General features: G+C 74.4%; 10 protein-coding genes. 4 read left to right on the plus strand and 6 right to left on the minus strand.

Going from position 1 to position 11,592, the window contains the following annotated elements; translation table 11 throughout:
• Positions 1 to 156 precede the first annotated feature (156 nt).
• The 4 genes from ACF08F_RS32605 to ACF08F_RS32620 form a co-directional block, all read right to left on the minus strand.
• A complete protein-coding gene (locus ACF08F_RS32605) occupies positions 157 to 2,082 on the minus strand; it encodes a CocE/NonD family hydrolase (protein WP_392302133.1) in 1,926 nt (641 codons plus the stop codon).
• Between the two features lie 182 nt (positions 2,083 to 2,264).
• The gene (locus ACF08F_RS32610; RefSeq protein WP_392302134.1) at positions 2,265 to 3,461 is read right to left on the minus strand and encodes a PP2C family protein-serine/threonine phosphatase; all 1,197 of its coding nucleotides are present in this window, start codon (positions 3,459 to 3,461) and stop codon (positions 2,265 to 2,267) included.
• A 19-nt stretch (positions 3,462 to 3,480) separates the two neighbouring features.
• Positions 3,481 to 4,998, minus strand: a complete 1,518-nt coding sequence (locus ACF08F_RS32615; protein WP_392302135.1) for an MFS transporter — start codon at positions 4,996 to 4,998, stop codon at positions 3,481 to 3,483.
• Positions 4,995 to 5,660 (minus strand): TetR/AcrR family transcriptional regulator, encoded by a 666-nt coding sequence (locus ACF08F_RS32620; RefSeq protein ID WP_392302136.1) that lies wholly within the window; start codon positions 5,658 to 5,660, stop codon positions 4,995 to 4,997. The genes ACF08F_RS32615 and ACF08F_RS32620 overlap by 4 nt, the downstream gene beginning before the upstream one ends.
• Positions 5,661 to 5,951: 291 nt before the next feature.
• On the opposite strand from ACF08F_RS32620, the gene ACF08F_RS32625 reads away from it, so the two are divergent.
• Positions 5,952 to 6,536, plus strand: coding sequence for a TMEM165/GDT1 family protein (locus tag ACF08F_RS32625; RefSeq protein ID WP_392302137.1), 585 nt, complete (start codon positions 5,952 to 5,954; stop codon positions 6,534 to 6,536).
• Positions 6,537 to 6,674: 138 nt separating this feature from the next.
• Entirely contained in the window at positions 6,675 to 7,994 is a 1,320-nt protein-coding gene (locus ACF08F_RS32630; protein WP_392302138.1) for a M20 family metallopeptidase, read from the plus strand.
• Here the strand turns inward: ACF08F_RS32630 and ACF08F_RS32635 are convergent.
• Entirely contained in the window at positions 7,983 to 8,873 is an 891-nt protein-coding gene (locus ACF08F_RS32635; protein WP_392302139.1) for a LysR family transcriptional regulator, read from the minus strand. The genes ACF08F_RS32630 and ACF08F_RS32635 overlap by 12 nt on opposite strands.
• A 139-nt stretch (positions 8,874 to 9,012) precedes the next feature.
• Here ACF08F_RS32635 and ACF08F_RS32640 point away from each other — a divergent pair, with 139 nt between their 5' ends.
• Both ACF08F_RS32640 and ACF08F_RS32645 read left to right on the plus strand, forming a co-directional pair.
• Positions 9,013 to 10,335, plus strand: coding sequence for an MFS transporter (locus ACF08F_RS32640; protein ID WP_392302140.1), 1,323 nt, complete (start codon positions 9,013 to 9,015; stop codon positions 10,333 to 10,335).
• Positions 10,332 to 10,652 carry a cupin gene (locus ACF08F_RS32645; protein ID WP_392302141.1) on the plus strand — a complete coding sequence of 107 codons (321 nt, stop codon included), beginning with the start codon at positions 10,332 to 10,334 and terminating at the stop codon, positions 10,650 to 10,652. The genes ACF08F_RS32640 and ACF08F_RS32645 overlap by 4 nt, the downstream gene beginning before the upstream one ends.
• A 474-nt stretch (positions 10,653 to 11,126) precedes the next feature.
• Here the strand turns inward: ACF08F_RS32645 and ACF08F_RS32650 are convergent, their stop codons facing one another.
• Positions 11,127 to 11,435: a CU044_2847 family protein gene (locus tag ACF08F_RS32650; RefSeq protein ID WP_392302142.1), complete on the minus strand. Its 309-nt coding sequence runs from the start codon at positions 11,433 to 11,435 to the stop codon at positions 11,127 to 11,129.
• Positions 11,436 to 11,592 lie beyond the last annotated feature (157 nt).

Consider the following 11,592-nt stretch of genomic DNA (forward strand, 5'->3'; position numbering starts at 1 on the left):
GAAGGGCGTCCAGGTTTGTCTTCACACACTGACCAACGGGCGCCCTTCGCCATGGTCGCGACCAGCACGGAAATCGGACTCATTCATCTAGGGCGCGGACGCGGAGTGGGGACGCGGTCGGTTCGCGCCCCCACTCCCCCCGTACCGCCTCCCGGCTCAGCCCAGGGGCAGTTCCAGGAACGACGGCTCGCCCGCCGGTGAGCCGAAGGCGGTCTGCGACCAGGTGACGGAGGCCCCGCCGTACAGCGGGTCCATGCTGTCGACGACCAGCATCAACCGGTGGCCCACGGGGATGTCGTACGCGGCGGCCTGGAGGTTCCAGGTCACGGTGGTGTCCTGTTCGGGCGTCAGGCCGTACACGTTGAGCGGCTCGTGGGTGACGATCCGGGCCGTCTCGTCCTCGGCGACGTCCAGGAGGTGGGCGACGAGCCCCGCCGACGTGGCGGTGGAGCGGATAGTGAGGCGCAGGCGCGGAATCCCCCGGACGCGGCGGGCCGCCCGCTCCTCCCCCTCGGCGGCTTCGAGCGGCTCCGTCGTCCAGGCCACGGCGTGCCGGCGGTCGATCTTGCGGGTGTCGTAGATCTTGGGGTTGCCGCCCCACTCCGCCTGACCCGTCTTCATGAGCGCGTCCATGGCCGTGGCCTCGGTGTCCACACCCGCGACGAACGCGCGCCGCCAGCCGGTCTCCTCCCGCGGGTCCCGCCCCTCGCCGGTGCGCGGCACCAGTCGGCCGTCGGCGCCGCCCGCCCCGTCGCCGGTCAGCCCGAACACCTCGATGCCGGTGGTGACCTCGCTCCAGTCGGCACGGGACTCGCGGACGGCGGGTTGGACGATCCGGTTCTCCCCGGTCGGCGCGCCGGTGCCGGGGTCCGTGACCGGTTCCGTGACGTAGGTGAACATCACCTGGCTGGAGACGTTCTCCCACTCCTCGACCCCGTTGTGATCGCCCTTGAGGTGGTGGTCGAGCCAGGCGTACGCCTCCTCCATGGGGACGTTGGGCTTGCGGGGCTCCGTGCCGATGAGCGCCGGGCCCTCGGGGGCGGCGTGGTCGCCGATCCAGAGGTTGAGCCGCTTGGGCACCCGCAGGCCCTCGAAGGCCGTCAGGACCTGGTTGACCGGGAAGAGGCTCTCGTGCCAGGTGTTGGAGAAGAAGGTGGGTGTCTCGTTCTCGTTGGTGAGCGGCAGGTACGACTCGGGGGCGCGCTTGCGTCCCCACCTGACGACTTCGTCCAGGTTCCGGTCGGCCTGGAAGTCGGCCAGGATCCGCTGGTTCTCCTCGTCGAACTTCTCCTCGACCGGGCCGCCGGTGAGCGCGAGCAGCGCCTTCACCGCCGCGAGGTGGCGGGTCCCGTTGTCGTACAGGCTGGTGGCGAGGTTGCCCCAGGTGCTGAGGGCGACGACGGCGGAGACGCGGCCGTCGTGGGCGGCGACGAGCTGGCTGATGCCGGAGCCGTAGGACTCGCCGAGGAATCCGATGGTGCTCGGGGCGAGGTGTTCCACGGCGAAGTCGATGACGGCCGAGCCGTCGGCCCAGTCGTGGGGCCCGGCGACGTCGACGAGGCCCTCGGAGGTGGAGGGCAGGCCGGGGAGGCCGAGACCACGGGGCGTGTACGCGAGGACGTGGTAGCCCCTGCGCGCCAGGCTGAGGTACGCCCAGAGGAAGAGCGGCCAGCCGAAGGGGGTCCAGCCCGCGGGGACCACGACGAGGGGGTGCGGACCCGGGCCGAGCTGACGGAGGCTGAGGGCGGAGAGCCGGACGCCGTCGGTGGACTCGATGCGGTGGTACGCGGGCCGGGCGAGGCCGCGGACCTCTTCGACGTGCGCGGCGAGTTCGGCCGGGAGCAGCGAGTCGGTGCTCGCCAGACGTGAGGTGCCGCCGCCGAGGAGTGCGGTGGCGAGGGTCTGGCCGAGGCGGACGGCGTCGGGGTTCACGGTTCCGTCGGCGGCCCAGAGGCCGCTTCCGCCGGCGATGCCGCTTCCCGCGATGCGGGCGGTGTCGGCGGCGGTGAGGCCCACCGTGCCGTCCGGGAAGCCGGGGAACTCTTCGGACGAGCCGGTGGTGAAGGGGTTGTCCTGGGGCACGTGCACCCGTTCCTCTCGAGTGGACTGCAGTCTGTCCGCGCTGCGGACGGTCGCAAGCCTCACGTATGAGGGTCGGAGCGGCCAGAGCGCACGAACGGCGCACGTGTCGCGCAACCGTGCGGGAACGACACAAGCCGCCCCGTACTTGATGTTTGAGGACACCGTTCGCGGTGCGAAGGTGGTCAGGAGGGGGGTCGGGCGGGCTCCGGCGGGTGACCGGGCCCGGGCGGGCCGACGGGTTCGGGCGGACGGACGGGCTCGGGCGGACGGACGGGCTCGGGCGCGCGGACGACGAGCAGCGCCGCGACGTCGTCGTCGAGCCCGTCGGCGCCGTACGCGGCGAGGTCGCGGTGGAGGATGGCCGGCAGCTCGGCACCCGGCTCGCGGGCCCAGCCGCGCATCCGCAGCTCCAGGGGGTAGAAGGTGCCGGCCCGGTCGCGCGTCTCGCTGACGCCGTCCGTGTAGAGGAGCATGCGGTCCCCCGGCCCGAAGGGGACCTCTTCGATCCGGTGGTGGTTCTCGGCGAGGCCCGCGAGGTTGACGGGGAGGGAGGGGTCGGCGAAGGCGACCGGGACGACCTCGGCGCCGCGCTGGATCAGGGGCGCGGGGTGGCCGCAGCTGAGGAGCAGAGCGACGTCCCGGTCTTCGGGGAGTTCCACGAGGACGACGGTGGCGAAGCGTTCGGCGGCGTCGGATTCCGGGTCCCAGCCGCCGTAGCGGGTCAGGCCCTCGTCGAGCGTGTCGGCGAGCGCGGCCAGGTCGGGGGCCGTGTTGACGGTGGCGCGGAAGGAGCCGAGGAGCACGGAGGCGGTCTCGACGGCGCCGAGGCCCTTGCCCTGGACGTCGCCGAGCATGATCCGTACGGCTCCGGGGACCCGGACCGCCTCGTAGAAGTCGCCGCCGATCCGGGCCTTGGCGGCGGCGGCGACGTACAGCAGGTGCAGGTCGAAGCGGCCGAGTCGCTCGGGCAGCGGCCGCAGGACGACCCGCTGGACGACCTCGGCGACGGCGGTGACCTCGCGCAGGTCCTGCTCGTAGCGGGTGCGGACGCGGCTGACCCAGGCCGCGCAGGCGGTGACGAGGGCGAGGAACACCTCGCTCGCGAGGAGGTCGGGCACGAGGGGCTCGTCCCGGCCGAGGTGGAGCAGGGCGCGGACCACCATGGCGAGCAGCCCGATGCCGATGGTCCCGCGCACGCTCCAGGTGACGGCGGCGAGCGCGGGCGCGGCGACGAGGAGGCGCTCGAAGCGCTCCCGGTCGGGGGTGAGGACATCGGCGGCGGCCGTCACCGCGAGGATCAGGAAGGGCAGGGCGCGACCGAGGTTGAACTGTGTGCGCTCCGCCTTGCCGGGCGGGCGCCGGTGGCCGGCGTCGGGCATTTCATGATCGTACGCAGAATCACCGTCGGGTCCGGGGTGCGGTCGGCTCCGGGCGTGTCCCCCCACCGCCCTCCCGCTGCTTCCCCGGCCGGCTCCCCATATGGCCCCCCGTCTGGCCCCCGATCCGGCTCCCGGTCCGACTCCCCGTCTGCTTCACACGGTGGTGCGTCGTGCCGGGCAGGGCGAGGGCTGCGGGGAGGGCGAGGGCCGCGACGGCGGCGAGGGCGGGCAGGGCGACGCCCCGGTCCGGGACGAAACCGCCGTCCGGCACAAGGGCGAGGAGCAGGGTCGCGGTGGCGACGCCGAGGGCGGGTCCGATGTTCATGGCGGTCTGCTGGAGGCCTCCGGCGACACCCGCGTGGGCCTCGGGGGCGCGGTGCACGACGACGGAGGTCGCGGTGACCATGAGGGTGACGAAGCCCGCGCCGAGCAGGCCCGAGCCGGTCCCGACGGAGACGGCGGAGGCCGTCGCGTCGAGGCGGGAGAGCAGCAGGACGCCGAGCGTCAGCAGGGTCGCTCCGGCGACGGCGGTGCGCCGGGGGCCGAAGCGGCGCTGGAGGGGCGGGCAGAGGGGCGCGCCGAGCACCATGAGCGCGGCGAGCGGCAGGAAGCGCAGCGCGCAGTCCAGGGGGTCGAGACCCTGGACGTCCTGGAGGAAGTACGTCGCGACGAAGAGCGTCCCGAAGAGGGCGGCCGAGGCGGCGAGGAGGACGGCGAGCCCGGCGCGGACGGGCACGCTCCGCATCAACTCCGGCGGCAGGAGGGGGTGCGGGGCACGGCGCTCGTGGCGGAGGAGCGCGGCGCCGGCGGCCGCCGCGGCGGCGAGGACGAGCACGGTGGTGCCGGTGCCGCCGGGCCGGGGCGCGTCGACGAGTCCGTGGACCAGCAGGCCGAGGGCGACGGCGAGCAGGAGGGCGCCGAGCGGGTCGAGCGCGGCGATTCCGGCGGAGGGGCGCCGCTCCGCGGCCTCGGTGCGCGGGTCCGGTCCGGCGAGCGCGAGCAGGCCGATCGCCAGGGTCGGCGGCACGCCGAGGAGGAAGACCGCGCGCCAGCCGTACGAGGAGACGAGCGCGCCGCCGACGAGCGGGCCCGCCGCCGCGGCGAGACCGATGGCGGCCGTGCGCACGGCGATCGGCGTCGCGAGCCGCTCGGGCGGGAAGGCGGTGCGCAGCATGCCGAGGGTGGCCGGCTGGAGGAGCGCCCCGCACACCCCCTGGAGCACGCGCAACGCGATCACGGCGCCGATGCCGGGGGCGAGGGCGATGCCGGCGGAGGCCGCGGCGAAGCCGAGGGCGCCGACGGCGAAGACCCGGCGGTGGCCGTAGCGGTCTCCGAGGCGGCCGGCGAAGACGAGCAGGCTCGCGACGGTGACGAGGTAGGCGGTGCTCGTCCACTGCACCTGCCCGACGTCGGCGTGCAGGTCTCGCTGGAGAGCGGGCTGCGCGACGGTGAGGACGGTGCCGTCGAGGGCGACGACGGCAGCGCCGAGGACGCTGCAGGCGAGGGTGGAGGCGCGGCGCGGGCCCGGCGCGCTCACGGGGTGTCCTCGCCGGGACCGAGGTGGGCGTCGAGGGCCGCGGCGAGGAGCGGGGCGGGGTCGGTGCCGCCGGTGGCGAGCGGCAGACTCCCCCAGTGCCAGAGCTGGGCGATGCCGTGGAGGTTCGCCCAGAGGGCGCCGGCGCGCAGCGCCGCGCCGGTGGGCGGGAGCGCGCCGCCGGGCGAGGCCCCGCCCGTCCCCGGAGACGTACGGGCGACGAGATCGGTGAGGTGGGCGAAGAGCGGCAGGCTCGTCTCGCGCAGGCCGAGCCGGCCGCTGTCGAGCAGGTCGTGGCGGAACATCAGCTCGTACATGCCGCGCCGGGTCTCCGCGTACCCGAGATAGACGCGCGCGAGGATCGCGATCCGTTCGCGCGGCCCCGCGTCCTCCCGGTCCTCCTCGGCGAGCCGTTCGGCCAGCTCGGCGAAGCCCTGCCGGGCGATGGCCGACAGGAGGTCCAGGTGGGTCGGGAAGTGGCGGCGGGGCGCTCCGTGGGAGACGCCGGCCCTGCGGGCGATCTCGCGCAGGGACAGGGCCTGCGCGCCTTCCGCGTTCACGAGCTCGACGCCCGCCCGGACGAGCCGTCCGCGCAGTCCGTCCTCGTGCCCGTGGTCGTACGCCTGCTCGTGCTCGTCGGGTCCCTCGTTCTCCTGAAGCTGCATGGACACTGTCTAGCAAGATCGAGTAGACAGTGTCTACCCGCTCTCACGCCCCGTTCGGTACACTGAGGGACAGCGAAGGGGAGTAGCCCCGCGAACCGGTCGTCGACACACTGGAACCCCCGGGTTCCCGGTGACCGGGTCCACGTGTGTGGTGGACGGGCGAGACCTTCGGCCAGGCATCAACCGCGTCCGCGCCTCCGTGGGCGTGGTCCGTCATGCCGGGCCGAGTGGTCCTCCCGTCGCCTTCGAGGTGCGGAGCCCACGGGCCCGGACCGAGCAGAGAGCCCCGGTATGCACCTCGACCCCTTGGCGATCCTCACCGCCTTCGGGCTGATCTTTCTCGCCGAGCTTCCCGACAAGACGATGTTCGCGTCCCTCGCCATGGGCACGCGCATGCGTCCGCTGTACGTCTGGATCGGCACGTCCACCGCCTTCCTGGCGCATGTCGCCATCGCCGTGGGAGCCGGCAGCCTGCTCGGGCTGCTCCCCGGCTGGATCGTCAAGCTGGTCTCGGCCCTGCTGTTCGGCTTCGGCGCGTTCATGCTGCTGCGCGGCGGGGGCGACGACGAGGACGGCGACGGGGGCGGCCGGACGGTGACCGGCTTCTGGCCCGTCTTCTCGACCGCCTTCATGGCCGTCTTCATCAGCGAGTGGGGCGACCTCACGCAGATCACCACCGCCAACCTCGCCGCCACCAACGGCACCTGGTCGACGGCGATCGGCTCGCTCGCCGCCCTGATGAGCGTCTCCGCCCTCGCCCTGGTCGCGGGCCGGTTCATCGCCAAGCGCGTACCGCTCAAGACCGTGCAGCGCATCGGCGGCGTGTGCATGGCGGGCCTGGCGATCTGGTCGCTGACCGAGGTCTTCACCGGCTGACGCCGACCCGACGCACCTCACCTCTGTCGGCGCACTCGCCGACCGGACCGGCCGCTGACACTCTTGGGTGTCGGCGGCCGGTCCGGTTCGGCCCCGGCCCCGGCCCCGGCGCAAGCCTTGACGAGAGGGAGTCCCCCGTTGAGCACGGAGCCCGACACGACGCACGACGAACTGGACGAGCGAGCGGCGAAGGCGGCGGAACGGGTGGTCGCCTGGCGGCGCCATCTGCACCGGAACCCGGAGCTGTCCAACCGGGAGGTGAACACGGCCCGGCTGGTGGCGGACGAGCTCCGCGCGCTGGGCCTCGACGAGGTACGGACGGGCATCGCGGGCCACGGCGTCGTGGGCGTCCTGCGCGGCGGGGGCGCGTCGCCGGGCGGGCGGGTCGTGGCACTCCGGGCGGACATGGACGCGCTGCCGGTCAAGGACCTGTGCGGGGCGGAGTTCGCCGCCGACGTCGTGGACGCCGACTATCCGGGCGGCCCGTTCCCCGTCTCGCACGCCTGCGGGCACGACTGCCACACGGCGATGGTGCTCGGCGCGGCGACGGTGCTCGCCGGGGTCCGGGACCGCCTCCCCGGCACCGTGCTCTTCGTCTTCCAGCCCGCCGAGGAGGGCCCGCCGGTGACCGAGGAGGGCGGGGCACGGGCCATGGTGGAGGCGGGCGCGTTCGTGGACCCGGTGCCGACGATGGCTTTCGGTCTGCACGTGACGCCCTATCCGAAGGGGTACGTGGGCTACCGGATCGGGAATCAGTACGCCGCGTCCGCCCTCGTCCGCGTCGTCGTCACCGGGAAGCAGACGCACGGCTCCACCCCCTGGGAGGGCGTCGATCCGATGCCGGCGGTGGGGGCGGTCCTGACGGGGGTGGGCCAGCTCTACCGGCAGGTCTCGGCCTTCTCCCCGGTCACGGTCTCCTTCGGGCACGTGGAGGACGTCGGCCGGTTCAACATCATCGGGCAGACGGTGACCCTGTGGGGCACGGTCCGGTGTGCCGTCGAGTCCGACATGGCAGAGGTCCAGCGGCGGCTGACCACGCTGGTGGAGCACTCGGCGGCGGCGTACGGGGCGACGGCCTCGGTCGACTGTCTCCAGCCCGTCCCGCCGGTCCACAACACCCGGCCGTGGGTCGAGTCGGCGCTGCCGACCTTCCGCCGGGTCGTGGGCGAGGACCGGGTCGTGGAGACCGGGGGCACGCTCGGGTACGACGACGTCTCCGAGTTCGTACGCCGCTTCGGCGGCCTGTACGTGATGCTCGGGGTGCAGGACTCGGCCCTGGACCCCGCGGGCCGGCCCGTGCCGGTGCCGGGCGGGCGCGGCATCGTCACCAACCACCATCCGCACTTCTACGCGGACGACGACACCCTCGTCACCGGTGTCCGGCTCCACGCCCACGTGGCGTACGACCATCTGACGGGGGCTCTGACGGCGCCCGCACCCGAGGACTCAGGGGCGTGACGCGGCGGCGACCGCCGCCACGAAGGCCCTGAGCAGCGCGGAGTCCGCGGCCGTGGGCCAGGCCAGTCCGTACTCGATGGGCGGGGCGTCCCGCAGCGGGACGTAGGCGACGCCGGGGCGCGGGTGGTAGCGGGCGCCGAGCGCCGCGCCGACGGCGACGCCCCGGCCGGCGCCCACATGGGAGAGGACCTCCTGCCAGGTCGCGGCCGCGGGCCCCCGGGCGACGCGGGCGCCCGACGGGGTGCGGCGGGGGAAGTGGTGGTCCCGCCAGTACCGGGGGCTCGCGCCCTCGGGGGCGATCATGGCCAGCCCCGCGAGGTCCTCCAGGCCGAGGGACGCCCGGCCCGCCAGCGGATGCGCCGCGGGCAGGAGCAGGACCCGGTCCTCCGCGACGAGGACGGGACCGGTGGTGAGGTCCGGCTCGCGGACGGGGAAGGCGGCGAACTGGACGTCGAGCGTCCCGTCCAGGAGCGGGCCGGTTCCGCCGTCGAGCGGGACCTCGCGGACCGTGATCTCGCAGCCGGGGTGGCCGGCGAGAAGCATGTCGGCGGCGGCCGTGAGCAGTTCGCCGCCCCAGGGCGTGGCGAAGCCGGTCCGCAGTCTGCCGTGGACGCCCCGCCCTGCCTCGGTGGCACGTTCGAGCGCGGCGCGCAGCTGCCGGTAGGCGGGCAGCGTGTCCTCGTACAGGCGCCGGCCGACGAGAGTGAGCTGCACGCTGCGGCTGGTCCGGGCGAAGAGCGGGGCTCCGACGCGCCGCTCCAGCTTCTTGACGGTCTGGCTGATGCGGCCGGTGGAGACGCCGAGGCGCTCGGCGGTGCGCCCGAAGTGGAGCTCCTCGGCGAGTGCCAGGAACGCCTCCAGCTCGTACCGCTCGAACATCGGACCTCCTCCGGGCCTCTTCGGATCGTTGAGTGCGGCTCAACGACGCTTCGATGATCGCATCTTGTTCGACAAGGGTGACGGCGAGGAGCCTGGAGGCGTCTGGAGGCGTCGCCCTCCCCCGTACGGAAGAGAGTCCGTGGAACCGAGCCCCGCCGTCGCACCCCCCACACCCACCCCCGCGCCGACCTCGCCCTCGCCCGCCCGGACCGTGAACGTCCTGCTCTTCGCCGTCGCCGGGGCCGTCACCGTCGCCAACATCTACTTCCCGCAGCCGCTGCTCGCCGCGGTCGCGCGGGGCCTGGAGGTCTCGGAGCGGACGGCGGGGCTGATCGCCTCGGCGGCCCAGATCGGGTACGCGCTCGGCATCCTGCTGCTCGTGCCGCTCGCCGACACCGCGCGGCTGCGCCGGCTCACGTCGGTGCTGCTCGCCCTGACCACCGCCTCGCTGCTCGTGGCCGCGGCGGCGCCGGACGTGGTCACCCTGACGCTCGCCACCCTGGCGCTGTCCACGACGACGGTGCTGCCGCAGATCCTCACCCCGGTGGCGGCCGTGCTCGCGGGTCCCGGGCGGCAGGGCAGGGTCGTGGGGCTCGTCGGCCTCGGCCTCACCCTGGGTTCGACGCTGTCCCGTACGGTCTCGGGGGCCGTGGCCGACGCGAGCGGGAGCTGGCGCGCGGCCTACCTGGTGGCCGCCGCGGCGACGGCCGCGCTGCTGTGGCTCCTGCCCCGGCGGCTGCCGGAGCGGATGGGCGGGCGAGGGGACGCAGGGCCGGACGGCCGGCGCCGTTCCTCGTACCTCCGGCTCCTCGCCGGACTGCCCGGGCTCCTCGCCGCCCACCGGGAACTGCGGATCTCGGCACTGCTCGGGGCGTGCGTGTTCGCCGCGTTCAGCGTCTTCTGGTCCGTGCTCGCCTTCCATCTGGCGGCCCCGCCCCTCGGGTTCGGGCCGGGCGCCGCCGGGCTCTTCGGCGTGCTGACCCTGCCGGCGGCGCTCCTCTCCGCCGTGGCCGGTCCGACGGCCGACCGGTACGGGGCGCGGGTGGTGAACGCCGGAGGGCTGGCGGCCGCGGGGCTCGGCCTGGGGGTGGCCGGGGTCGCCCCGCACTCCCCCGCGGCGCTCGTGGCCGGGGCCAATCTGCTGGTCGTCGGGGTCAGCTCGTGCCAGGTCGCGAGTCAGGCCCGGATCTTCGCGATCGGCCCGGCGGTGGCGGCCCGGGTGAACACCGTCTTCATGCTGGCGACCTTCGGCGGCGGGGCGCTCGGTTCGCTCGTCGGCACCTGGCTGTACACGGCGCACGGCTGGACCGCCGCCCTGTCGGCGGCCGGGGCGTGCGTCGCGGTCGCCGGTCTCGTGGTGGCGTGGCCGGCGGTCCCGAGTTGCGGCCCGGACGCCACACGGGAGGCTGGGGATATCCGCCCGAGCACCGCACCGGAGAGAACCCCGCAGGGAGAGACATGATCCTGGACCTCACCGCGCTCGCCGACGAGCACCTGGCCGCGGCCCGCACGGCACCGCACGGGCGCAGCGCCCATCTGGTGATGCACGACGGGGTGCTCCGGCAGACCGTCATCGCCCTGACCTCGGGCACGTCCCTGGACGAGCACAACGCGCCGCCGGCCGCGAGCCTCCAGGTGCTGCGGGGGCGGGTGAAGCTGACGGCGGCCGGCTGGGGTGAGGAGCTCCCGGCGGCGGCGCTACGGATGATCCCCAAGGAGCGGCACGGGCTGACGGCCCTGGAGGACGCGGTGGTCCTCCTGACGGCCGTGAACGACTGACCGGCGGCTGTGTACGACCGGCCTTCGGCCGTGGACGACTGACCGGCGGTCGTGGACGACCGGGCTTCGGCCGTCGACGGCTGACCCACGCCGGGCCTCGCCTCGCGGAGCGCAGCACGCCCGGGACTCTCACCATCGACCAGAGGTCGAGCCTTGCGCTCGGAACCCGTGCCGGGCCCGCCCCGGAACGGACAACTGTGCGGACAACTGTGAGGCCTCGCATCCACTGCTGACGTGCGCGAGCGGCGCTCGGGCTCTGGGCGCCGTGGGGCGGCGTGCTGCTCCCCGGCTTCGGCTTTCTGCTGTACTTCTCCGCCAGGTGGATCGCCCGCCGCTGGCACACGCCGGACAGGGTGGTGTTCCTGCCCTGCTTCTGGCCGCTCGCCCCCGGTGCGGTCGGCCTCACCGGCATCTCGGAGATCATCGTGGCGGGCGACACCGGCGGAAGGAGTGAGAGGGCCCGGTCCGGCGGCCTCAGCGGGGCGACTTCTCCCATTCGAGGGTGACCCGCAGGCTGGCGTTGGTGCTGCCCTGCACGACGAGGGCGGTGAGCTTGCCGGCGTCCAGACCGAGCTGGCAGCCGAACTCGACGGTCGCCCGGTCGGGGGCCGCACGGTCGAGCGCCTCGCCGATCTGCCCGGCGAAGGAGGCGAGCGCCGCGGTGACGGCGGAGAGGTCCGGCAGCCGGTCGCCGAACCCTTCCAGCTCGCTGTCGGGGCCCAGCCGCGTGGCTTCCACGAAGAGGGTCGCGTCCCCGACCCCGACCCTGGTGACGTCCGACATCGAAGCTCCCTGCACCGGCCACCTGACAGGACGTCAGTATCACCGAGGCGTACGGGCCCGGGGGCGTCCCTCGGGCACTCGGCGTGGCGCGGGCCTGAGCAGCGTACGGATCGGACCCGTCGACGGACCGGACTCGGCGACGGATCGGACTCGATGT

Source organism: Streptomyces sp. NPDC015130 (assembly GCF_043080005.1).
GTDB lineage: Bacteria > Actinomycetota > Actinomycetes > Streptomycetales > Streptomycetaceae > Streptomyces.

Coding starts and splice junctions, on each gene's coding strand:
- ACF08F_RS32610 (WP_392302134.1), bottom strand. CDS start 3,461: ATGCCCGACGCCGGCCACCGGCGCCCGCCCGGCAAGGCGGAGCGCACA.
- ACF08F_RS32635 (WP_392302139.1), bottom strand. CDS start 8,873: ATGTTCGAGCGGTACGAGCTGGAGGCGTTCCTGGCACTCGCCGAGGAG.
- ACF08F_RS32650 (WP_392302142.1), bottom strand. CDS start 11,435: ATGTCGGACGTCACCAGGGTCGGGGTCGGGGACGCGACCCTCTTCGTG.
- ACF08F_RS32620 (WP_392302136.1), bottom strand. CDS start 5,660: ATGCAGCTTCAGGAGAACGAGGGACCCGACGAGCACGAGCAGGCGTAC.
- ACF08F_RS32625 (WP_392302137.1), top strand. CDS start 5,952: ATGCACCTCGACCCCTTGGCGATCCTCACCGCCTTCGGGCTGATCTTT.
- ACF08F_RS32645 (WP_392302141.1), top strand. CDS start 10,332: ATGATCCTGGACCTCACCGCGCTCGCCGACGAGCACCTGGCCGCGGCC.